This is a genomic window from Shewanella sp. 5S214, from assembly GCF_041439795.1.
Lineage (GTDB): Bacteria > Pseudomonadota > Gammaproteobacteria > Enterobacterales > Shewanellaceae > Shewanella > Shewanella vesiculosa.
In genome coordinates, this window is record NZ_JBGOOV010000002.1 from 127,060 (window position 1) to 152,015 (window position 24,956).

The following is a 24,956-nucleotide window of genomic DNA, read 5'->3' on the forward strand; positions in this document are numbered from 1 at the left end:
AACTTCGTATTGGGAAACGGTGGATTAACACAAAATCAATAACAACTTTATTATAAACTGGGTCTCTAATATGGATTAAGCTAAAGACCCAGTTATTGGGGTATTCCCCCTGGACTTACTCTTAGATAGCTAAGAATAAACCGGCTAATGTCGCGCTCATTAAGTTAGCTAATGAACCAGCGATAACAGCACGGATACCTAATTTAGCAAGGTCATGGCGACGTGAAGGAGCCATAGCACCTAAACCACCAAGTAAAATTGCAATTGAAGATAAGTTAGCGAAACCACATAGGGCGAAAGAGATAATCGCTTTAGTGCGGTCAGACATCATGACACCAGTTTCTGCTACAACTTTGAAACCTTCTGCTGAAGCATCAAGTAGATACGGAGCAAAATTTAAGTAAGCAACAAATTCGTTAACTACAATCTTTTGACCGATGAAAGAACCAGCAACAAGCGCTTCATTCCAAGGTACACCGATTAAGAATGCTAAAGGCATAAAGATATAACCAAGGATGAGTTCAAGAGTAATACCCTCTAAACCGAACCAACCCGTTACACCACCGATGATACCGTTGATCATGGCGATTAAACCAACGAATGCGATCAACATAGCACCAACGTTTAATGCTAAATGCATACCTGATGCAGCACCTGAAGCAGCAGCATCTAACACGTTTGCTGGCTTATCAGGATCATCTGGTAAATCGTCCATTTCGTTGATAGCAGCTTCTGTTTCTGGGTGCATCAATTTAGCCATTAACAGACCACCAGGAGCTGCCATGAATGATGCAGCAACTAAATATGCAATTGGAACACCCATTTGCGCGTAACCAGCTAATACAGAACCTGCAATAGAAGCTAGACCGCCCACCATGATGGCGAATAATTCAGATTGTGTCATTGTCGCAATAAACGGACGCACAACTAATGGTGCTTCAGTTTGACCAACGAAAATGTTCGCTGTTGCTGACATTGATTCAGTGCGGCTAGTACCGAGTGCTTTTTGTAAAGCGCCACCGATAATACGGATAACCCACTGCATAATGCCTAAATAGTAAAGCACTGCAATTAGAGAAGAGAAGAAAATAATGACAGGTAATACGTTGATGGCAAAAATAAAACCAACTTTAAAGTTAGCTAAATCACCAAATAAGAAGCTAGTACCGGCTTGTGCATAACTAATCACACTTGATACCGCATCTGAAACACCTTTCAGAATATCTTTACCGACTGGAACATATAAAACAAAACCTGCGAAGAATGCTTGAATAGCTAAAGCACCACCAACAGTACGAACATTAATTGCTTTTCTATTATTTGATAGTGCAAAACCTATCAATAGTAAGGTGACCACCCCTACTAAACTCATTATTATATCCATTAATCATCACCCTTTTGTTAACAGTTTTTTTGAATGTTGTTAACTCACCTAATTTCCGCTGACGATTATAACTGAGCGTGAAACGAAAAGCGTCGTTTTGATCAAGTTTTTAAACTTTAATTTCAAACCCTTACGACATTAAAAACAATTAATAATGTTGTGTTCATAAAAAAACAATTAAAGCTCAAACAGTTGCAAAGCATTTTTATTCAACTGTTCTAATATACAGACAGTGGTTTTTTTCTTTAAAAATGCGATTTCGGACACAATTCGAGGCAATATAAGGGGAGTATTTCGTGATTTAGGTTGATCAAACGGAGGCATGCTAGGTGAATCTGTTTCTAATAAAAAGTGTTCTAAGGGTAAATTAACCACTGTTTCACGGAGCTTTTTCGCACTAGGATTGAGTATTAAAGCACCAACACCTAATTTAAAACCGAGCGAAACATAGCGTTTGGCTATATCACTGTTGCCATAAAAACCATGCACCACACCACCCTTTATCAATTTAAAACGCGCTAACATTGTCAATAATTGTTGATGCGCTTTCACGGCATGTAAAATGACAGGCAATTGATAATTTTGTGCCAGTAATAATTGTTTTTCAAGTAACAACAATTGGTTATCTGACCAGTGATGCAATTTATCTAGGCCACACTCTCCAATCGCCACCAAACGCTTATTATTGCTATATTGCTGTAACATTGTATCAAGCTTCATTATCGCTGCATCAATGTCGTCTGGGACAAACCAAGGATGAATTCCAAGCGAAAAATAACAATCAAATTTATCTGCAATATGAATTTGTTGCTGCCACTTTTCTGCTGATACTCCCGGTAAAATAACCGAAGTAATACCACTTTCATGCATAGCATCAAATAATTGTGTTCTATCATTATCAAACTCTACCATGTCGAGATGTGCATGGGTATCAATCATAAGATCACGCTCTGCTATTACTGATATTAATTACGGATATCATGTTAAGTGACAATAGACTCATATACTGACATACCACGCCCATGATCGCTCATCCTTGGTGCACAACTGAATTTATTTTTCTGTGTCAACGTCATCTCAGCGTTTCATAAGATGCAATTTTGCCAAGATGTTACCAATAAAAGCTTAAAAACAGCTTTGCTCAGTCAAATATCTACTTAAAAATAGTAATAAAAAAGGCGGCAAAGCCACCTTTTATTAACATACCCGAAACATTTACTATAACAATTAATGCTCTCGAGTTTTGGCAAACTCAATATCAGGATAACGTTCCATTGATAGGTTTAAATTCACCATAGTAGGCGCAATATAGGTAAGATTATCACCACCATCCAGGGCTAAATTCTGACTACACTTACGACGAAACTCTTCTAGTTTACGCTCATCTTTGCAATACACCCAGCGAGCAGTACTCACACTGATACCTTCGTAAATGGCTTCGACGTTGTATTCACTTTTTAAGCGTCCAACAACCACTTCAAACTGCAGCACACCAACTGCTCCAACAATTAAATCGTTAGAGTCTAGAGGTCTAAAGACCTGTACAGCGCCTTCTTCAGATAATTGCACTAGTCCTTTGAGGAGCTGCTTTTGTTTCAGTGGATCTTTTAAACGAATACGGCGGAACATTTCTGGAGCAAAGTTAGGTACACCAGTAAAGCGAAACTTTTCGCCTTGGGTAAAGGTATCACCAATACGCATGGTGCCGTGATTATGTAATCCAATAATATCACCAGGATATGCCGCTTCAGCACGGGCACGATCCCCTGCCATAAAGGTTAATGCATCACTGACATTAACATCTTTACCAATGCGAACATGGTGCATTTTCATGCCTTGCTCATACCGACCCGAGCAAACACGCATAAAAGCAACACGGTCACGGTGTTTAGGGTCCATGTTGGCTTGAATTTTGAAGATAAATCCTGAGAACTTTTCTTCATCAGGCGTCACGTTGCGTGCATCACTTTCACGCGGTAACGGCTTAGGTGCCCACTCGACGATACCGTCTAGAATATGATCGACACCAAAGTTACCTAAGGCTGTACCAAAGTAAACAGGGGTCAGCTCACCTTTAAGAAAGGCTTGTTGATCAAATTCATGTGAAGCACCAGCAACCAGCTCCATTTCATCACGAATTTCAGACGCATAAGAGCCCAGTACTTTATCAAGCTCAGGATTGTGTAATCCTTTAATAATACGTTCTTCTTGAATGGTATGACCCATACCACTTTGGTATAAAATAACTTCATCACGTAAAATGTGATATACACCTTTGAACTCTTTACCTGAGCCAATCGGCCAAGTAATAGGGGCACAAGCTATCTTTAAAATCGCTTCAACTTCATCCATTAACTCTATAGGATCGCGAATATCACGGTCACATTTATTCATGAACGTCACAATAGGCGTATCGCGTAAACGGGTCACTTCCATTAATTTAATGGTTCGATCTTCAACACCTTTAGCGGAGTCAATCACCATTAAACACGAGTCGACCGCAGTCAGGGTACGATAAGTATCTTCAGAAAAGTCTTCGTGACCAGGTGTATCAAGTAAATTGATTAGTGCGCCACCGTAAGGAAACTGCATAACAGAGGTGGTAATAGAAATACCACGATCTTTTTCCATTTCCATCCAGTCAGATTTAGCATGTTGACCAGACTTTTTGCCTTTTACCGTGCCAGCCTTTTGTAAGGCATTTCCGAATAAAAGTACTTTTTCGGTGATGGTGGTTTTACCCGCATCGGGGTGCGAAATGATGGCGAAGGTACGACGCTTGTCGACCTCAACTTTATTGCCTGACATGTTAACCTTGCACTAGCCGCTAAAAAAGGCGCAAATTATAGCGCCTATCGGCAGAATTGGCTAGGCAAAGTGTTTTTTAGCTTTTCGAGGATAATTCGGAAGACTGTAGGATTATATTTTTCATTTTAGCTAATTCAATTCTGGCATAACGATGTTCAACAAAATCATAAATGTTGGTCGCTAAGGTTAACCGATAAAAATTAGCAGCTTGCTGATATTGGCCATTTGCAGCAGCATGCTTAGCTAAGTAAAAATACGCTTCACATAAACGCTCTGCATATTCTTTTGGTTGAGACAAGCCCACTTTCGCCGCTGAAAATACTTGCTCTTGACTCATTTTACCTAAGTAAAAATCAACCAACACACTTGACCATTGTTGATTATTTAATTGTTTTCGTTGCGTCGCTAAATCGATTAACGCGTTATTTTTATCGACCTCTGAAGCCATCAAATAGAGCCAAAGTACACGATAACCATCAGTAGGGTCTCGATCATAAAACGCTTGCATGTCACTCACAGCTAATTGGTAACGCTCGCCATAATATAACGCGATGCCACGATTTAAGAAGGCATAATCATAGTTTGGTGACAGTTCCAGTACCCCATCAAATGCTTCATAGGCACTGTCAAACTCACCTTCTTGAGTATAATAAATACCCAAGAAATTATATGCATCCGCTAAATCGGGTTGCAACTTTAATGCTTGATGGAAATCAATTCGACCCAGTAAACGCAGTCCTACACTGTCATATATAACGCCGCGATCATAATGAAAACGTGCACGCTGTTCGTCAGTTAATTCCATGGTAGCCAAAATTTCATTTAGCTTTGCCAGCGTCACTTCTAACTTATAGTCTGGCATGACAGGAGCAACAATCATCTGCCCTGCAGTATCATCATTTGAACCTAACGTTGCAGCACAACCTGACAACATCATACTTGCACCAACAACAACGGCAACGATTGTGGTGCGTAGCTTACATTCCATCCGCTTTACCTTATCAGGTTCTATTAATATTCAACATCATAGCAATCTGGCAATCTAAGAGCCATGCGCATTAACGATTATTTTTCGATAGATAAAAAAAGGAGACCAAATGGTCTCCTTTTTTGTCGTTAAACTTTAAAAAATTACTCAGCAGTTTCTTTTGCTTGAGCTTCTTTAATTGACAGTCTTACGCGACCTTGACGATCCACTTCCATTACCTTAACAGCAACTTCTTGGTTCATCTCTAGGTGATCAGATACGTTAGCAACACGCTCATCACTGATTTGTGAAATATGCACTAAACCATCTTTGCCAGGTAGAATGTTAACAAATGCACCGAAATCTACGATACGGATAACTTTACCGTTATAGATACGACCCACTTCAACTTCGGCAGTGATTTCTTCAATACGACGAATCGCTTCTTTGGTAGCTTCGCCATTTGAAGAGGCAATTTTCACAGTACCATTGTCATCAAGTTCAATAGTTGTGCCAGTCTCTTCAGTTAGAGCACGAATTACTGCGCCGCCTTTACCAATCACATCACGGATCTTCTCTGGGTTGATCTTGATTGTGGTGATACGTGGAGCGTGAGCAGAAATATCGTCACGATGTGAACCAATAGCTTGATCCATTACGTTTAGAATATGAACACGTGCGCCATAAGCTTGTTGCAGTGCAATATCCATGATCTCTTTAGTGATACCTTCGATTTTGATATCCATCTGCAATGCAGTAATACCATCACGAGTACCGGCTACTTTAAAGTCCATATCACCTAAGTGATCTTCATCACCTAAGATGTCAGAAAGTACAACAAAATCGTCGCCTTCTTTAACAAGACCCATCGCAATACCAGCAACAGATGATTTAATCGGTACACCGGCATCCATTAATGCTAATGAAGTACCACATACAGAAGCCATTGAGCTTGAACCGTTAGATTCAGTAATTTCAGATACAACACGAATGCTGTATGGGAATTCTTCAGCAGAAGGCATAACGGCATTCATACCGCGCCATGCTAACTTACCATGGCCAATTTCGCGACGCTTAGGTGAGCCAACCATACCTGTTTCACCAACAGAATACGGAGGGAAGTTATAATGAAGCATAAAGCGATTAGTACGCTCACCCATGATGCTATCAATCTTTTGTGCATCACGTTCAGTACCTAGAGTACAGGTAACTAAAGCTTGAGTTTCACCACGAGTAAACAATGAACTACCGTGAGTACGTGGAAGTACACCGGCTAAAACACTCAATGCGCGAATCATATCTGGTTCACGACCATCGATACGTGGCTTGCCACTGATAATACGTCCGCGAACAACATTTTTCTCTAGACTGCCAAGTAGATTGTCTACTTCGCGAGTATCAACATCTGGGTTTTCAGCCACTAATGCCGCTTTGGCAGCCGCTTTAACGATGCCAACTTGTACATAACGATCTTGCTTAACTTCAATTTGATAAGCTTCTGTCATGCCAGCTTCTGCAAGCTCTTTGATTTTAGCAACTAACACTTGATCTTGAACTGGTGCAGTCCAATCCCATGTTGGCTTGCCAGCTTCTGCTTTGAACTCAGCAATAGCATCAACAACGACTTGTTGTTGGTCATGACCATAAGTCACCGCACCTAGCATAATCTCTTCTGCAAGCGCTTTCGCTTCAGATTCAACCATCAATACAGCAGCTTTAGTACCCGCAACGACTAAGTTTAATGAGCTTGTTGCAAGCTGATCAACCGTTGGGTTAAGGACATATTCATCGTTGATATAACCAACACGCGCCGCACCTAGTGGACCGCTGAAAGGAATACCAGAAATAGCTAATGCCGCAGAGGTACCGATCATTGAAACAATGTCTGGCTCAATTTGTGGGTCAACAGACACCACAGTGATGATAACTTGAACTTCGTTTTTAAAACCGTTAGGGAATAAAGGACGAATAGGACGGTCAATAAGGCGTGCAATCAGAGTTTCATCTTCTGAAGGACGACCTTCACGCTTGAAGAAACCACCAGGGATTTTACCTGCAGCATAGGTTTTTTCTTGATAGTTAACAGTTAGCGGGAAGAAGTCACGGCTTAAATCCGCTACTTTTTTACCAACTACAGTAACTAATACTGTGGTATCGCCCATGCTTGCTAAAACTGCAGCATCTGCTTGACGTGCAATAACACCTGTTTCTAAGGTGACTGTATGTTGACCATACTCAAAACTCTTTACAATTGGATTCACGTGACCCATTCCTTAATTTAATGACCTTTAATTACGCGCACAAGTATACTTCAATTACACCGAATAGTTAAATAGACGCGCGATACAGAATGAGAAAATGTTTTAAATAATCATTTTCCTAGATGAGATCACAGCATTAACAAACGATTTTGACAGTGATGAGCGAGTTTACGCCGATTAAATGACATGAGGTTCACTATTTGGCTTGATTATTAATGACAACAGAGATGAATTTAACTAAAGTCGTAGTAATAAGTATTATTATTTTTTGTGAAAGTTAACTAATTAATTCGCCCTATTGGCGATTTATTTTATATAGAGTATAAATTATTGTAGTTTTAGGCTGTTAAACTGCAAATTTTACGTGATAAGTCACTTATATGACATGGAATAATACATGACGGCTCGTTTTAAGTCTCTCACATGGAAACAAACTAACTTAGTAGTTTTTACTGCTTTGTTTTTTGCAGTTGCTATTTTTATCATCGAAATAGCACTAGTCGTTGTTACCGCTAAACAACAGCTTACCGCGGCACAACAAGAGCTGCTCAATTCCGTCGAACAAACCACTACCAACGCGGTATGGTCGTTAGATGATAAACTTGCTAGTCAAACCCTAGAAGGCATTATAAAAGTCGATAATGTTGGCTCTGCAGTCATCGAGCTCGATGATGGTTCATTGTTTGTGTCTGAGGTAAATGAAACCGGAGAGTCCTCAAAAGCTTATGTTTCCTTAAGTAATCGTCTGTTTGGGGACCTAAAAGAAATCGCCCGTCCACTGTATCGCCCTTTCTATTTTGAAGGAAACAAACAGCAACAGCTTATTGGTACTCTAACGATTTTTTACGATACCCAAAAGCTGACCACGAAACTGTTTAATCAATTACAACTTGGACTTATCGCAACATTAGCTCGAGCATTATTACTCACATTAGTATTGACCGTAGTGTTTCATCGTTTTCTCACTCAACCGATTGCTCGGATTAGCGAAGCAATTGACAAAATTGATCCTGATTATCCTGACGAAAACCTGTTACCTATGTCAAAAGCTCATAAAGATGATGAGTTAGGACTGGTGACCAGTAAGTTTAATCAAATATTATTGCAGTTCAGTCAAACTCAAAATAAGCTGCGCAAAATGGCAACCCGAGATCCATTGACGGGCTTACCAAACAGGACCTTATTATTAGAGACATTGAATGTCACCATTCAACGCTCTCGAGTCCACAAACGAAATTTTGCTCTACTCTTCATTGACTTGGATCGCTTTAAAAATATTAATGACTCCTTGGGTCATGCCATAGGTGATCAGTTCCTGGCACGTATTGCGCGTATATTAGAACGAGTGGTGGGTGACAGAGGCAGCGTGGCTCGTCTTGGCGGTGATGAATTTGTTATCTTAGCCGATGAGATCCAAACACCTTCACAAGCGGCAGACTTTGTTGATAAATTACTCGCTCAATTAAATACCCCAATCCAGCTTAATGAGCATGCAATTCATCCCGCGGCATCGATAGGCATCTCTATATATCCCGAAGACGGTATCACTGCGGAAGACCTAATTCGTCATGCAGATATCGCCATGTACAGCGCTAAAGCGGCTGGCTCTAATCAGTGGTCGTTTTTCAAGCAACAAATGACTGAACGTGCGGCAATAAGACTTCGCACAGAAGCCTCATTACACGACGCATTGAAAAACAACGAATTCTTATTATATTTTCAACCTAAATTTGATTTAAAAACCAACAAAGTCGTCGGATGTGAAGCCCTTATCCGTTGGCAAAAAGACGGTCAATTGATAAGCCCGATGTCATTTATCCCTGTGGCCGAAGAAACCGGAATTATTATCCCAATTGGCCGTTGGGTTATCGAGCAAAGCTGCAAAGTGATCCGAGAATGGCAACGTAAATACAATTATGAGATCCCTATTGCGGTGAACGTGGCATCGCAGCAATTCGCTGATGCCAGTTTAGTACCCGACATCAAGCAACTGGCAATTCGATACCAGATACGTCCTGAATTACTGGAAATTGAAATTACTGAAACATCGCTGATGAATGATGTTGAACAAGCAGTGACTAAATTAGAACAGCTTAAATCTGCCGGTTTTGGCATTGCGGTCGATGACTTTGGCACAGGATACTCGTCATTATCCTATCTACGTCACTTGCCAATAACAACAATGAAGATTGATCGTGCCTTTGTAAGTGATCTTCCTGAAGATAGTGCAATCGCATCGACTATTTTAATGTTGGGTCGTCAACTTGATTTGACAATTGTTGCTGAAGGTATTGAAAATATTCAACAACTTGAATGGCTAAAAGAAAATCAATGTGAGATTGGTCAAGGCTTTTACTTTAGCCAACCACTGCCGTTAGCCGAGTTTGAAGAGAAATATATTATCAGTAATACAGCTAAAGTCATTCATGCTTAAACACTCTGTATAAGCCACAGTAAACCTATCTCGTCAGCGGCTTACCCATAAGCGGCAAAGTATCATTTAGCGGCTAATAATCCTGTTAAAGGCCCCCTTTTCCCTTATTAAGTGAAATCAACTAAGTTAGTAGGGCAAAGGGCTACTTGCGAGGTATTTGTTACCCTAGTTTAAGGTGATTACAACCCACAATTCTTTTTTCTTTCAGTTCTTAATAATTTCAAGACTTAAAGCTGAGTAAAATATCCTAAAGACAAAACATAGATGAAGTTGCTCTGGAGTGATCAAAGTGCGGTTAAGTGCCCATTAACTCTTGTTGAATGTAGTCATGATCTACGGCCATTATTTATCCCAGCCTTAAAGGCTATTTCGGTAGATATGACAATATCGATACAGATGTGATCAATCAAAGTATGACTAAAAAAACAACCACAAATGATTATAGGAACTGGTCAGTGAAAGGATGGGCTAAAAACAAGCATTTTTAGGCAATAAAAAAGGAAGCTATTAACCTCCTTTTTTATGGTTTAATCAGCCTACTAAAGTAAGCCGAGTGTCGAATTAACGACGTAAACCTAACTTCTGGATCATAGCAGTGTAACGTGCTACGTCAGTACGCTTTAAGTAAGCAGAAAGCTTACGGCGTGCACTAACCATACGTAATAAACCACGACGAGAGTGGTGATCATGGATGTGCTCTTTAAAGTGACTTTGCAGGTGGTTAATTTGAGCAGTTAACAAAGCTACTTGAACTTCAGTTGAACCTGTATCGTTTTCGCCGCGACCAAAATCAGCTAAAATTTTTGCTTTTGCTTCAGCACTTAGTGACATGTGTATCTCCAAAAAAAGTAAATGTATCTCAAGCCGATCACTAACTCAGCCAGAGCGAGGGCAGCATTTTAACCAGATTGATGGTTAACCGCAATATAAATTCGATTATTTATCAGTAAAAGCAAACAACAACTCCGACTGATTACTCTGCAGGAGCATTATCATGGATCACAATCAAACGCTTTGGTGCTAATAAGCCATCATCATTCATGATGCCCATACCAACAAACCGACGTTCATCACCAATAGTGATACGCACTAATTCATCAGGCTTAAGTCCAGCAGCCTGAATAGCCTGGCCTTGCATGACGTAATATAGCATCGCCTCTGGCAAGTTAATTTCAGGGAAATTAGCGACCGCGGTGTCCATTGGTAATAATAATGGGTCCATCAGAGTTTGAGGCGCAACGTCATCTCTATGAGCTTGCTCAAGTAGCGCTTCTAATTGCGCTAAGGTGACCATTTTTTCATACGGATATTCGGCAACTTGAGTACGACGCAGCATAATAACATGTGCACCACATCCCAACATTTCACCTAAATCATCAATAATGGTCCGTATGTAAGTCCCTTTAGAACAATGAATATCTAGGGTTAACTCATCACCTTCAAGCTTGATAAAATTAAGCTCAAAAACAGTGATTGGTCGAGATTCACGAGGTACTTCAATGCCTTCACGTGCATACTTATACAAAGGCTGGCCTTGGTATTTTAATGCCGAATACATTGATGGTACTTGTTGTGTTGTGCCACGAAAAAAGGCCAGTTTCTCATCGAGTTGTGCTTGAGTAAAATTAACAGGACGCGTCTGAACGACTTCGCCATCTGAATCACTCGTATCAGTGCGCTCACCCAATTTAGCCGTCACCAGATAACGTTTATCCGAGTCTAATAAATGCTGAGAGAACTTAGTCGCTTCTCCAAGACAAATAGGCAACATTCCTGTTGCTAGCGGATCCAAAGCACCAGTGTGGCCCGCTTTATTGGCATTAAAAAAGCGCTTAACTCTTTGCAGAGCAAAGTTAGAGCTCATGCCAGTATCTTTATCGAGTAATACTATTCCGTCGATGAAGCGACCTTTAGGGCGACGAGCCATTAATCTTGCTCCTTTTCACCGTCAACAGACTCACTGTTATCAGAGACTTCAGGAGTAAATTGCTGTTGCTTGGCTTTATCTTTATTGATGACTTGAGTTACTAGGTTAGACATGCGCATGCCTTCTACCAGTGAGCTATCATAAATAAAGCGTAATTCAGGCATAACGCGTAATTTCATACGCCCAGCAACCAAAGTACGAACATAAGGTGCAGCAACAGTGAGTGCATCAATTTTTTGTTGAACAAGTTCAGTGTCTTCTTCAAAGAAGGTCACAAACACTTTTGCATAACTTAAATCACGTGAAACGTCGACATCGTTTACGGTAATGAAACCAATGCGAGGATCTTTCATATCGCGTTGCAACACCATAGCAAGTTCTTGCTGGAGCTGTTGCGCAATGCGACGTGTACGACTAAATTCTTTTGCCATGATGATATGCCATATCGTTAGGTCTACAATCAAAAAGGGCGGCTAAAGCCGCCCTTCCATTGGTACTTATAAGGTGCGAGCAATTTCGACTGTTTCGAACACTTCAATTTGATCGCCCACTCGGACGTCATTGTAGTTCTTAACACCGATACCACATTCCATGCCATTACGCACTTCAGGAGCATCATCTTTAAAGCGACGTAAAGACTCAAGTTCACCTTCGAAGATAACTACGTTGTCACGTAATACACGAATTGGTGCGCTACGTTTAACGATACCTTCGGTAACCATACAACCTGCAATAGCGCCGATTTTAGGAGACTTAAATACATCACGAACTTCTGCAAGGCCGATAATTTCTTGTCTAAACTCAGGTGCTAACATACCTGTCATTGCAGCACGAACTTCATCAATTAGATTGTAGATGATGCTGTAATAACGTAAATCGACACTTTCTGAATCTATGGTTTTGCGAGCCTGTGCATCAGCACGGACGTTGAAACCAACAAGAATCGCATTTGAAGCAGCGGCTAATGTTGCGTCGGTTTCGGTTAATGCACCAACACCGCGAGCAATAATGTTCACTTTAACTTCAGCTGTTGACAGTTTAGCTAAAGATTCGCAAATCGCTTCAAGAGAACCTTGAACATCAGCTTTAAGTACGATGTTAAGCTCTTGTACTTCGCCTTCTTCCATGTTGGCAAACATGTTTTCTAGTTTAGACTTCTGCTGACGCGCTAACTTAACATCACGGAATTTACCTTGACGATATAAAGCGACTTCACGAGCTTTACGTTCATCACGTACAACAGTGGCTTCATCACCCGCAGAAGGCACACCAGAAAGACCTAAGATCTCAACCGGAATAGAAGGACCCGCTTCAGTAATTGAATGACCATTTTCGTCTTTCATCGCACGGATTTTACCGTACTCTAAACCACATAAAACGATATCACCTTGGCGTAACGTACCTTCTTGAACCAAGATAGTTGCCACAGGGCCACGACCTTTATCAAGTTGTGATTCAATAACAACACCTGCAGCCATACCATCACGTACTGCTTTAAGTTCTAATACTTCAGATTGAAGTAAGATACCTTCTAACAATTCGTCAACGCCCATACCAGTTTTGGCTGATACGTGAACGAACATGTTATCTCCGCCCCAATCATCTGACATGATGCCATGTTGAGACAGCTCACTCTTAACACGCTCTGGATCAGCATCTGGCTTATCCATTTTGTTAACAGCTACGATTAACGGTACGTTACCCGCTTTAGCGTGTTGAATCGCTTCAATCGTTTGTGGCATTACGCCATCATCGGCAGCAACAACCAAAATAACAATATCAGTCGCCTTAGCACCACGAGCACGCATTGACGTAAACGCCGCGTGACCAGGAGTATCAAGGAAAGTGATCATGCCGTTTTCAGTTTCAACGTGGTATGCACCAATATGCTGAGTAATACCACCGGCTTCGCCAGCAGCAACTTTCGCACGACGGATATAATCAAGTAATGACGTCTTACCATGGTCAACGTGACCCATGATAGTCACAACAGGAGCACGAGACTCTAGTTGGATGTTGTCATCGCGATCTTTTAGTACTTGATGCTCAAGTTCGTTTTCACGAATCAGCACAACCTTATGACCTAACTCTTCAGCAACCATTTGAGCGGTTTCTTGGTCAAGTACTTGGTTAATCGTCACCATAGAGCCCATTTTCATCATTTGCTTGATGATAACAGTGGCTTTGATTGCCATTAAATGCGCTAATTCAGATACAGTTACGGTTTCACCGATACGTACATCACGACTCACTGCTGCAGCGGGTTTATTAAAACCGTGCGCCATAGATTCTGGTGCTGTGCTGCGGTTACGCATGTGTTTTTCACGACCGTCACGCGCATCTTTTCCGCCACGTTTTTTGTTGGCATTTTTGTTGCGAGCACGACGACCACGTTTTTCATCATCGGCATCAGAACTGTCTTCAGCTGCACGAGCAACTTTGGATGTGGTGATATGATGATCACCGTTCTTTTCTGCATCTAAACGTTGACGTTCTTCTTCAGCCCAACGCTTTGAGTTTACTTCAGCAAGTAGACGTGCTGTTTCAGCTGCTTTGGCGGCTTCATCTTTTTGCTTCTGAGTTAACACAGCTTCTTGAGTCGCTTTTAAACGCTCGGCTTCAGCTTTTGCTGCTGCAGTTTCTGGGTCAGCAACTTTAGTTACTTTAGGTTCAGACTTTACTTTTTCTGATTTCAATTTGGCTTCTGCTTCCGCTTTTTTCTTTGCTTCAGCATTAGCTTTCGCTTCTGCCGCTGCTTTTGCTTCAGCTTCCACTCTTACTTGAGCTTCAGCATCTGCTTTGGCTTTTGCTTGAGCTTCTAATTCAGCTTGTTTGGCTAATTCTGCATCATCACGCTTAACAAAAGTACGTTTCTTACGTACTTCTACTTTAACGTCTTTCGACTGACCGCCAGTGCTTGCAACACTTAACGTAGACACGGTTTTACGTTGCAATGTCATTTTAGTCGGTACTGAATCTGCACCATGCTGTTTTTTTAGAAAATCAAGAAGCTGTTGCTTCTCTTTTTCTGAAACAGTATCGAGTTGTTTTTTGCTTATACCAGCATCTGAGAATTGTTCGATTAATCGATCAACTGATTTTCCCACTTCCGCTGCTAATTTTTCTACACTTGTATCTGCCATCAATTAAATCCCCCTGTTGATCGACTTATGCTTCTTCGCCAAACCAACAGATATTGCGGGCAGCCATGATGAGCTCACCTGCTTTTTCTTCTGTTAATTCTTCAATATCAATTAAATCGTCAATACCTTGCTCGGCCAAGTCTTCTAAAGTCACTACGCCTTTGCTCGCTAGAACATAAGCTAAATGTCTTTCTAATCCTTCCAATGCTAATAAATCATCACTTGGCTCTGCACCATCTAACGCTTCTTCAGACGCTAATGCTCTTGTAGAGATAGCGGCCTTTGCACGTTCACGTAATGCTTCAACGATTCCTTCGTCGAAACCTTCTATTGCTAATAGCTCAGATTCTGGAACATAAGCGATCTCTTCTAACGAAGTGAATCCCTCATCAGCCAATACGGCTGCAAAATCTTGATCTACATCTAGATAAGCCACAAACAAATCAATCACCTTAGCGCTTTCGGCTTGGTGTTTTTTGTTCATGTCTTCAACTGTCATTACGTTCAGTTCCCAACCAGTCAGTTGAGTCGCTAAACGTACGTTCTGGCCGTTACGACCAATAGCCTGTGCCAAACTGTCTGCTTCAACAGCAATATCCATCGAATGATTGTCTTCGTCGACAATGATAGAGGCAACATCAGCTGGCGCCATGGCATTGATCACATATTGCGCTGGATTATCATCCCACAACACGATATCAACACGCTCGCCGCCTAACTCGTTTGATACGGCTTGCACTCGAGCACCACGCATACCAACACAAGCACCAATTGGATCGATACGACGGTCATTTGATTTAACGGCTATTTTAGCACGAGCACCTGGATCACGAGCAGCACCCATCACTTCAATCAATTCGTCGTAAATTTCTGGCACTTCAACCCGAAATAGCTCAATCAGCATTTCTGGCTTGCTGCGTGTTAAAAATAACTGCGCACCGCGAGCTTCTGGACGAACTGAGTACAATAATGCACGCACACGGTCACCAGGACGGAAAGATTCACGGCTGATTAAATCTTCTTTAAATAATACGCCATCAGCATTATTACCTAAATCAACAACCACGCTTTCACGGGTGCTTTTCTTAACAACACCAGTAACAATCTCACCTTCACGTTCAATAAATTGTTCAACAATTTGTGCACGTTCAGCTTCACGTACTTTTTGCACGATAACTTGTTTAGCAGTTTGTGTAGTAATACGGTCAAACGCGACAGAGTCGATTTGATCTTCGATATACTCACCTACTTGAATCTCTGGCTCTTCATAACGAGCGGCTTCGAAGGTAATTTCGCTATATGGGTTTTCCAAAGCCTCGCCATGATCGTCAACAACCATCCAACGACGGAAAGTATCGTAATGACCGGTTTTACGATCAATCGCAACGCGAACTTCAATATCGCCTTCGTATTTTTTCTTTGTTGCGGTAGCCAGTGCAATTTCTAGCGCTTCGAAAATCTTTTCGCGCGGAAGGCCTTTCTCATTGGAAACCGCTTCTGCGACTAGCAGGATCTCTTTATTCATTTGGTCTTGCCTCGTCCTTCACCTGAAACTATCAAAACTTAGCGATAATGCTGCCTTTACGGATATTATCCAAAGCAACAATCAAGTCTTTACCATCAACGGTTATGGTGAGCATTTGCCCATCAACACTATTGATGACGCCTTTTAAATTACGACTACCCGCAACAGGCATAGTCAGTTGTATTTTTGCATCCTCACCTTTATAGGCAGCATATTGCTCGGCGGTAAATAACGGTCTATCTACGCCAGGTGAAGATACTTCTAATGTGTATTCTGTAGAAATAGGGTCTTCAACATCCATAACTGCGCTAACTTGACGACTGGCTGCTGCACAATCTTCAATATTGATGCCATTCTCGTGATCAATAAAAACACGTAAAATTGAATGACGACCAGCTTGAATATATTCAATGCCCCATAGTTTAAAGCCTAATGCTTCAACAGGTACTGTTAACATTTCAACAAGCTTGGATTCTATTGTTGCCAAAAATGACCCCCAAAAAAACAAAAAAAGGGCTAATAGCCCCATTGCAACCCGCATAAAATACGGATATTTAAAAGTTCATATAACAAAAAACCCCGTAATCACGAGGTTATTTTATTATAAAACCTGTAAATTGTAATTTATTTTCTAACGAAATTAAATTACAAGGAGCTGGTTGCGGGGGCCGGACTTGAACCGACGACCTTCGGGTTATGAGCCCGACGAGCTACCAACTGCTCCACCCCGCGTCAACTGTATGCAAGTATATTGATTTACACTATATCTTGCAATAACTAATCAAACGCTATCTATCATTTGTTAGTTAAATTTGGTGCCGAGAGCGGGACTTGAACCCGCACGTCCGTTAAGACACAGCCACCTCAAGGCTGCGCGTCTACCAATTCCACCACCTCGGCGTTACCTGGTTTACTAGTCAGGAATTTTCGTTTCTGACTTTTCGGTTTGCACCGGAGCTTCATCAATGATTTGCTCTGCTGCTGGACCTAAATCTTTCCACTGATCATTTTGCTCTGTGTGATTAGCACTTAAATTACCAATCACTAAACTCAATGCAAAAAAGCCAATGGCTAATACTGCAGTACTGCGAGTCAGGAAATTACCTGAACCACTTGAGCCAAATAATGTGCCTGAAGCACCGGCTCCGAAAGATGCGCCCATATCGGCACCCTTTCCTTGTTGGATTAATATTAAGCCGATAAGACCTAACGCTACCACCAAGTATACAACTATAAGAACTTCGTACATATAATTACGCGCTCATTGCTATGGTACATAAACTTAAAAACTCACTTGAGTTCAAACTTGCACCGCCAATCAGACCACCATCAACATCAGGCTGGGCAAATATATCTGCCGCATTGCTTGGGGTGACGCTACCACCGTAAAGAATTCTGATATTCTCACCAATAAAGGGAGAAACTTCCGAGAGGCGACTGCGAATAAACGCATGTACTTCTTGTGCCTGCTCTGGTGTAGCACTTTTACCTGTCCCTACTGCCCATAAAGGTTCGTAAGCGATAATTGCGTTATCAAAAGCCATGGTACCGTTTTTTTCAATTACTATATCAAGCTCTTCAGCAATCACCTCAAAGGTACGTCTTGCTTCACGAGCTGGTCCTGATTCACCTACACACAAAATCGGTGTCAGACCGTGTTTCTGAGCAGCAGCAAACTTCTCTGCCACAATATTACTCGTCTCTCCGTACATACGGCGACGTTCGGAATGGCCGATAATCACATACCGACATCCAGAATCTTTTAGCATCTGCCCGGATATTTCGCCTGTGTATGCACCAAAATCATGTTGACTCAGATTTTGTGCACCCATTCTAACAAGCGCACCATCTAAGGTTTGCTTATTGGCTTCAAGCAGCTGCCGAACACTTTCAAGATAAATTGAAGGCGGGCATAAAACCACTTCAGCGGAATCATTTTGGAGCTTGGTAGCAAACTTCTTGAAAAGCTCTTGGGCCAATGCCGAATTACCATTCATTTTCCAGTTACCAGCGACCATAGGACGTCTGAGTGCCATTCACTGTCTCCTCTGAAAGCGGCGTGAATAATAGCGAACCACTTATCAAGTTACAAGAGCTAAAAGGGGAATATTTCATATAAACTGTCGAAGCGTCTACTTTTTGAGCGAGCAACGGCTTATCTTAATATTCAAATAATTAACATGCTGCCTTTACCGCGTCAGCAATACGATTTGCATGCGCAAGCACTTGGGGATGATCATCTCCCTCGACCATGACTCTAATTAACGGTTCAGTACCCGACTTACGTAATAAGACACGTCCACGAGCACCCAATTGTTGTTCAACATCCGCTTTAGCTAACTTAACCGCCTCGCTATCGAGTGGATTAGAGCTGCCTTCAAAACGCACATTAACCAACACTTGCGGTAACATCTTCATCGATTCAGTTAATTGTTCAAGTGAAGCATTTTGACGTCGCATTGCCGCCAGTACTAAAATACCTGCAATGATACCATCACCAGTAGTACCATGATCAAGATTAAGAATATGGCCAGAGTTTTCACCGCCTATTCGCCACTTATTCTTCTTCAGCATCTCCATGACATAGCGGTCACCGACCTTAGAACGAACAAAAGGAATATCAAGTGCTTGCAGCGCTAAGTCCAAACCTAAATTAGACATTACGGTGCCAACAACTCCGCCGTTTAAAATACCACGTTTTTGGGCATCTACCGCTAAAATATATAAAATCTGATCACCATCAACCACTGCGCCATGACGATTAACCATCATAATGCGATCGCCATCACCATCTAATGCAATACCTAAATCAGCTTTTTCAACTAAAACGGTTTCACAGATTTTGGCCATTGCTGTTGCGCCGACTTTATCATTGATATTGAGACCGTCAGGTTTATCTCCAATAGCAATAACATCTGCACCTAATTCACGAAAAACATTAGGAGCGATATGGTAAGTGGCGCCATGAGCACAATCGACGACTATTTTTAATCCTTTAAGTGTTTGATCAGCGGGAAAATTACCTTTGCAGTACTCGATATAGCGCCCTGCTGCATCATCAATACGCCGAGCCTTGCCCAGTAGATGCGACTCCACACAGACTAGCGGTTTTTCAAGTTCTGCTTCTATTTCTAGCTCGATGGCATCATCCAGTTTACTGCCATCGGTAGAGAAAAACTTGATACCGTTATCATAATAAGGATTGTGTGATGCACTAATCACGACACCCGCCTCGGCGCGAAAGGTACGAGTTAAATAAGCCACTGCTGGAGTTGGCATAGGGCCTAGCAGCAAAACGTTAAGTCCCGCGGCTGATAAGCCTGCCTCTAAAGCTGATTCAAACAGGTAACCTGAAATACGAGTATCCTTACCAATAATCACTTTTTGGGTGCCATTTCGAGACAATACTCGTCCAGCCGCCCAACCGAGCTTCAATGCCAATTCAGGAGTCATTTTACCCGCCCCTACTTTGCCGCGAATACCATCGGTTCCAAAAAATTTTCTTTGCTTCACAGATCCCTACTTAAGTGTTTTCACTTTACTGATAACATTATTATGTGATGCAACTATAGATTAGCCATGGTTTCTGACATCACTTTAAGCACATCGACTGTTTCTGGTACATCATGAACTCGAATAATTTGTGCACCTTGCTGAGCTGCAATTAATGCACCAGCAAGGCTTCCGGCAAGGCGTTGGTCTATATCACGCGCTAACAGGTCGCCGATCATGCTTTTTCGCGACAGACCTATCAATAAAGGCAAATGAAATTCATGTAACTTTGGTAATGCCGCTAATAGACGGTAATTATGCGCTAAAGTTTTGCCAAAACCAAAACCTGGATCGAGAATTAAACGCTCGCGCTCAATTCCAGCCGCTTCACAGTAAGCGATACGTAATTCAAAAAAAGCCGCCACTTCATCAATCACATCCTCATACTCAGGTTGATCTTGCATAGTTTGCGGCTCACCTTGCATGTGCATTAAGCAAATTGGCACATCTAGCGTTGCAGCCATGGCTAAAGCACCTGGTACTTGTAACGCGCGCACATCGTTGATTAAATTAGCTCCGGCATTAACAGCTTGTTCCATCACTTCAGGCTTGCTGGTATCGATTGAAATCCATACATTGTGTGTTTTTGCTGTGTATTCGATGATAGGGATCACTCGGGCAAGTTCTTGCTCAATCGTCACTTCTGCAGCACCAGGTCGGGTTGACTCACCACCCACATCAATAATTAATGCACCTTGCTCTACCATATTATCAACATGACGACAGGCTTGTTCAAAACCAATATATTCACCGCCATCGGAAAATGAATCAGGCGTCACATTCACTATCCCCATCACTACAGGGCTTGATAAGTCTAGAGTTTTATTAGCATGAGTTAATTGAAACACGGGTATTTTCCTAGATAAGATTAAAAACAAGAAAACCCCTTTCGGGGTTTTCTTTATTTGCTAAATTGTTTATTTAGCGGGTGATTCATCCGCGTCATTGGTATCGGCTTTATTATCGACTTTAACGTCGGTTTTAGCCTCATCCACTGGCGTTTCGGCTTCAGATTTAGGCGTGTTATTGCCACTATCTTTGTCGTCTGATGATTCATCTTTTTGCCATTCAGCTGGCATGCGCACTTCGCGGCGATTCATTAGATCATCGATTTGCAACGAGTCAATAGTTTCATATTTCATCAATGCGTCTTTCATCGCATGTAAAATATCCATATTGTCTGTCAACATCGTTTGCGCACGTTGATAGTTTTTATCGATAAACATCTTAATTTCAGAGTCAATCAATGTTGCTGTATCACCTGACATTGCCTTTGCTTTACCCATACTGCGACCTAAGAAAACTTCGTTTTCTTCTTCTGCGTAAAGTAACGGACCTAGCTTGTCAGAGAACCCCCATTGCGTAACCATATTACGAGCTATCGATGTGGCGTACTTAATATCTTGCGAAGCCCCTGTAGACACTTTTTCACTTCCGTAAATAAGTTCTTCAGCTAAACGTCCACCATAGGCAACTGAAATTTGTGATTCCAATTTACGACGGCTTTGGCTAACGGCATCAGCTTCAGGTAAAAAGAAGGTCACACCTAATGCACGGCCACGCGGAATAATAGTCACTTTATGCACTGGGTCATGTTCTGGTACCAAGCAACCAATAATGGCATGTCCAGCTTCATGATAAGCGGTCATTTCTTTGTCAGATTCAGACATCACCATAGAACGGCGCTCTGCACCCATCATGATTTTATCTTTAGCACGCTCAAACTCTTCCATACCAACAACACGACGATTACCGCGAGCAGCGAATAACGCCGCTTCGTTGACAAGGTTTGCTAAGTCAGCACCAGAGAAGCCTGGCGTACCACGCGCAATGACACTGGCTTTAACATCATCTGATAAAGGTACTTTACGCATATGTACTTTAAGAATTTGTTCACGACCACGAACATCAGGCAAGCCAACGACAACTTGACGGTCAAATCGACCTGGACGCAATAACGCTGAATCAAGTACGTCTGGACGGTTAGTTGCTGCAATAACAATAACGCCTTCATTACCTTCAAAGCCGTCCATTTCAACCAAAAGCTGGTTTAATGTTTGCTCACGCTCATCGTGCCCACCACCTACACCGGCACCACGTTGGCGGCCTACGGCATCGATTTCATCAATAAAAATGATACAAGGAGCAGATTTTTTAGCTTGTTCGAACATGTCACGTACACGGGATGCACCAACACCGACAAACATTTCCACAAAGTCAGAACCCGAAATGGTAAAGAACGGCACCTTAGATTCACCGGCAATCGCCTTGGCTAATAAGGTTTTACCTGTACCAGGTTGTCCGACCATCAGCACGCCCGTAGGAATACGACCGCCTAATTTTTGGAACTTGGTTGGGTCTCGTAAATAATCAACAAGTTCTTTGACTTCTTCTTTTGCTTCATCACAACCTGCAACGTCAGCAAAAGTGGTTTTGATTTGGTCTTCGCTCATCAGTTTGGCTTTACTTTTACCAAACGACATTGCGCCCTTGCCGCCACCGCCTTGCATTTGTCGCATGAAAAATATCCATACGCCAATTAGCAGTAACATTGGGAACCATGAAATAAAGATTTGGGTTAGGAAACCTGACTCTTCAGCTTCTTGGCCTTTCATGGTGATGCCTTTACGATCAAGATCATTAATTAAATCTTGGTCATATATAGGCATGATTGTGGTGAACTTCTCGCCGGTACGTTTAGTTCCTTCAATCGTCCGTTGGTCGCTTTTTATTTCAACCGTGTTAATTTGACCATTTCGAACATTGTCCAAAAAGGCGGAATAATCCATCTTCTGCGAATTCGAAGAAGAGGGGGAATAACCCTGAAACACTGACATCAGTACAACAGCGATGACAACCCAGAGTATTAAATTTTTTGCCATGTCACTCAAATTACTAGACCTCTTAACAGTCCTGCGATTATTAACGTTAGACTACTACAACTTGTAACCAGTCGCCACTAGATAGACTTCCCGAGAGCGCGCTCTAGAGGAGTCTGGTTTTCGGGTTTTTACTACTTTGAATGCCTGCTTGACCGTTTTAATATAATCGTCAAAACCCTCCCCCTGAAAGACTTTAACAGCAAAACAGCCATTAGGCGTCAACACTTGATGACACATATCTAGCGCTAATTCAACTAAATACATAGCTCTTGGTTGATCAACAGCACCCGAACCACTCATGTTCGGAGCCATATCTGATAGTACCACATCCACTTTATCTTGACCTACACGCTCAAGCAATGCTTCGAGTACTTTGTTTTCTCTAAAATCACCTTGAAGGAAATCAACACCAACAATTGGGTCCATAGGTAAAATATCACAAGCAATGACTTTACCTCTGTCACCAACGAGTTTAACCGCAACTTGCGACCAACCACCTGGTGCTGCACCTAAATCAACAACTGTCATACCTTGTTTTATCAAGTTATCTTTTTGTTGTATCTCCTCTAACTTGAATGCTGCTCGTGAACGTAAGCCACGTTTTTGGGCCAGTTTCACATAGTGATCATCAAAGTGTTCTTGCATCCAGCGAGTTGAGCTCGCCGTACGTTTTTTTGTTGTCATTTAAATTCCGCAACGATTCAGAGTTACATAAGCTCTATATAAGGGTAGAATACCCGTTTTTCAACAGTAACTCAGCAAAAGTTGGCACAAATGAACTTAACAACCAAACAAAAACAGCATTTAAAAGGTCTGGCTCACAGTCTAAAACCAGTGGTGCTGCTTGGTGGCAATGGCCTAACTGAAGGTGTTCTGGCTGAAATTGATAGCGCTCTTACACATCATGAATTGATTAAAGTAAAAGTAGCCTCTGCTGACAGAGAGCTCAAAAATGCCATCGTTGACGCCATTATACGTGAAACCCAGTCTGCGAAAGTGCAACTAATCGGTCATGTTTTAGTCATTTTCCGTCATTCGGTCGAAATGAAGATTGCTTTGCCTAAAGCCAAATAGTTTCACATTCTTTTATTAAAAGCCGCTGAATTCAGCGGCTTTTTTATGGGAGATGAATTATCGTTAATCAGGGGTGATCAGGTAATGGAACCTCTTGATAATGCTGCGCCTTTAAGCCTAAAAACTCAGGCAAAGTTGCGCCAATTGAAATTGATGACCAAGTGCCGGTTAAAATACCAATAAACATCGCGATAGAAAAACCTTCCAATGGCTCCCCTCCCATAATCCACAATGCTACCACGGTTAATAAGGTGGTCCCCGATGTAATCATAGTTCTAGAGAAAGTTGTTTTAACCGCTAAATTATTAATATCTGAAGTTTTCCATTGTAACTTAGCCACTAGCTGTTCGCGGATCCTATCAGCAATAATAATCGAGTCATTGAGTGAATACCCCAAAATAGCTAAAATTGCTGCCAGAATAGTTAAATTAAATTCCATTTGGCTTAACGCAAAAAAAGCCAGCACAAACACCACATCATGTACTAAAGCCAATAACGCACCTGAAGCTAAACGCCATTCAAAACGAAAACTTAAATACCCCATAATACATAGCATAGCGATTAGCAGAGCTATGCTGCCTTGCTCAACTAACTCTTGGCCTACTTGAGGCCCAACGATGCTGCTGTTTAGCACTGTAATATCGGTATTTAATGGCGCTAAGACTTGTCGGAGATCTGAACGAAGCTGCTCGTCGGGTATGTTGGCATAACGTAATACCCACCGTCCCGGTTCGCTGGCGGAAATAACACTCACGTCTTGTTGGTAGGCGGCGGTCATTAGTGGCTGTATTTCACTGGCCGTAATACGATGGTCAAGTTGAATTTCAGTGACAACTCCGCCAGTAAAATCTAAGCCCCAATTAAACCCCTTTACACCAATTACGCTTAGGGACACCAGCATCAACACAATAGAAAATATGCTTGAGATATAGCGCCATTTGGTGAGGTATTTTAGTTTACCTGTTTCTAGTGAGTTATTTATACTTGTTGAGTTCATAG

General features: G+C 41.8%; 20 protein-coding genes and 2 tRNA genes. 2 read left to right on the forward strand and 20 right to left on the reverse strand.

The window, feature by feature from the left end; genetic code table 11:
* Nucleotides 1-121: 121 nt before the first annotated feature.
* From ACED29_RS01860 to pnp, 5 genes are all read right to left on the reverse strand, one after another.
* Nucleotides 122-1,384, reverse strand: coding sequence for a NupC/NupG family nucleoside CNT transporter (locus ACED29_RS01860; protein WP_182697867.1), 1,263 nt, complete (start codon nt 1,382-1,384; stop codon nt 122-124).
* A gap of 177 nt (nt 1,385-1,561) precedes the next feature.
* A complete protein-coding gene (locus ACED29_RS01865) occupies nt 1,562-2,323 on the reverse strand; it encodes a TatD family hydrolase (RefSeq protein WP_371696853.1) in 762 nt (253 codons plus the stop codon).
* 288 nt (nt 2,324-2,611) lie between these two features.
* Nucleotides 2,612-4,192, reverse strand: a complete 1,581-nt coding sequence (gene prfC / locus ACED29_RS01870) for a peptide chain release factor 3 (RefSeq protein ID WP_124017628.1) — start codon at nt 4,190-4,192, stop codon at nt 2,612-2,614.
* A gap of 76 nt (nt 4,193-4,268) precedes the next feature.
* A complete protein-coding gene (gene nlpI / locus ACED29_RS01875) occupies nt 4,269-5,180 on the reverse strand; it encodes a lipoprotein NlpI (RefSeq protein WP_182697864.1) in 912 nt (303 codons plus the stop codon).
* Between the two features lie 143 nt (nt 5,181-5,323).
* The gene (pnp, locus tag ACED29_RS01880) at nt 5,324-7,420 is read right to left on the reverse strand and encodes a polyribonucleotide nucleotidyltransferase (protein WP_124017630.1); all 2,097 of its coding nucleotides are present in this window, start codon (nt 7,418-7,420) and stop codon (nt 5,324-5,326) included.
* Nucleotides 7,421-7,817: 397 nt separating this feature from the next.
* Between pnp and ACED29_RS01885 the strand changes: the two genes are divergently transcribed.
* Nucleotides 7,818-9,854 (forward strand): bifunctional diguanylate cyclase/phosphodiesterase, encoded by a 2,037-nt coding sequence (locus ACED29_RS01885; protein ID WP_124017631.1) that lies wholly within the window; start codon nt 7,818-7,820, stop codon nt 9,852-9,854.
* Between the two features lie 561 nt (nt 9,855-10,415).
* Here ACED29_RS01885 and rpsO read toward each other — a convergent pair.
* The 14 genes from rpsO to rlmE form a co-directional block, all read right to left on the reverse strand.
* Nucleotides 10,416-10,685: a 30S ribosomal protein S15 gene (rpsO, locus tag ACED29_RS01890; RefSeq protein ID WP_124017632.1), complete on the reverse strand. Its 270-nt coding sequence runs from the start codon at nt 10,683-10,685 to the stop codon at nt 10,416-10,418.
* A gap of 142 nt (nt 10,686-10,827) precedes the next feature.
* The gene (gene truB, locus ACED29_RS01895; RefSeq protein WP_124017633.1) at nt 10,828-11,781 is read right to left on the reverse strand and encodes a tRNA pseudouridine(55) synthase TruB; all 954 of its coding nucleotides are present in this window, start codon (nt 11,779-11,781) and stop codon (nt 10,828-10,830) included.
* Complete coding sequence (gene rbfA / locus ACED29_RS01900; RefSeq protein WP_124017634.1) at nt 11,781-12,212, reverse strand: 30S ribosome-binding factor RbfA; 432 nt, start codon at nt 12,210-12,212, stop codon at nt 11,781-11,783. The genes truB and rbfA overlap by 1 nt, the downstream gene beginning before the upstream one ends.
* Before the next feature lie 66 nt (nt 12,213-12,278).
* Complete coding sequence (infB, locus tag ACED29_RS01905; protein ID WP_124017635.1) at nt 12,279-14,924, reverse strand: translation initiation factor IF-2; 2,646 nt, start codon at nt 14,922-14,924, stop codon at nt 12,279-12,281.
* 25 nt (nt 14,925-14,949) lie between these two features.
* Nucleotides 14,950-16,449, reverse strand: coding sequence for a transcription termination factor NusA (gene nusA / locus ACED29_RS01910; protein ID WP_124017636.1), 1,500 nt, complete (start codon nt 16,447-16,449; stop codon nt 14,950-14,952).
* Nucleotides 16,450-16,480: 31 nt separating this feature from the next.
* Nucleotides 16,481-16,936 (reverse strand): ribosome maturation factor RimP, encoded by a 456-nt coding sequence (gene rimP, locus ACED29_RS01915; RefSeq protein ID WP_124017637.1) that lies wholly within the window; start codon nt 16,934-16,936, stop codon nt 16,481-16,483.
* Nucleotides 16,937-17,105: 169 nt separating this feature from the next.
* Nucleotides 17,106-17,181: transfer RNA gene (locus ACED29_RS01920), tRNA-Met, on the reverse strand.
* Between the two features lie 81 nt (nt 17,182-17,262).
* Nucleotides 17,263-17,349, reverse strand: a tRNA-Leu gene (locus ACED29_RS01925).
* Nucleotides 17,350-17,362: 13 nt separating this feature from the next.
* Nucleotides 17,363-17,698, reverse strand: coding sequence for a preprotein translocase subunit SecG (gene secG, locus ACED29_RS01930; protein WP_124017638.1), 336 nt, complete (start codon nt 17,696-17,698; stop codon nt 17,363-17,365).
* A gap of 4 nt (nt 17,699-17,702) precedes the next feature.
* Entirely contained in the window at nt 17,703-18,485 is a 783-nt protein-coding gene (gene tpiA / locus ACED29_RS01935) for a triose-phosphate isomerase (RefSeq protein WP_124017639.1), read from the reverse strand.
* 139 nt (nt 18,486-18,624) lie between these two features.
* Nucleotides 18,625-19,962, reverse strand: a complete 1,338-nt coding sequence (gene glmM, locus ACED29_RS01940; RefSeq protein ID WP_182697862.1) for a phosphoglucosamine mutase — start codon at nt 19,960-19,962, stop codon at nt 18,625-18,627.
* Nucleotides 19,963-20,015: 53 nt separating this feature from the next.
* A complete protein-coding gene (gene folP / locus ACED29_RS01945) occupies nt 20,016-20,795 on the reverse strand; it encodes a dihydropteroate synthase (protein ID WP_220487603.1) in 780 nt (259 codons plus the stop codon).
* A 123-nt stretch (nt 20,796-20,918) separates the two neighbouring features.
* Nucleotides 20,919-22,892, reverse strand: coding sequence for an ATP-dependent zinc metalloprotease FtsH (gene ftsH / locus ACED29_RS01950; RefSeq protein ID WP_182722046.1), 1,974 nt, complete (start codon nt 22,890-22,892; stop codon nt 20,919-20,921).
* Nucleotides 22,893-22,937: 45 nt separating this feature from the next.
* Nucleotides 22,938-23,567, reverse strand: a complete 630-nt coding sequence (gene rlmE, locus ACED29_RS01955) for a 23S rRNA (uridine(2552)-2'-O)-methyltransferase RlmE (RefSeq protein WP_182722047.1) — start codon at nt 23,565-23,567, stop codon at nt 22,938-22,940.
* A gap of 90 nt (nt 23,568-23,657) precedes the next feature.
* Here rlmE and yhbY point away from each other — a divergent pair, with 90 nt between their 5' ends.
* The gene (gene yhbY, locus ACED29_RS01960) at nt 23,658-23,957 is read left to right on the forward strand and encodes a ribosome assembly RNA-binding protein YhbY (protein ID WP_182697858.1); all 300 of its coding nucleotides are present in this window, start codon (nt 23,658-23,660) and stop codon (nt 23,955-23,957) included.
* Nucleotides 23,958-24,024: 67 nt separating this feature from the next.
* Here the strand turns inward: yhbY and secF are convergent, their stop codons facing one another.
* A complete protein-coding gene (secF, locus tag ACED29_RS01965) occupies nt 24,025-24,954 on the reverse strand; it encodes a protein translocase subunit SecF (protein WP_371696856.1) in 930 nt (309 codons plus the stop codon).
* Between the last annotated feature and the right edge of the window lie 2 nt (nt 24,955-24,956).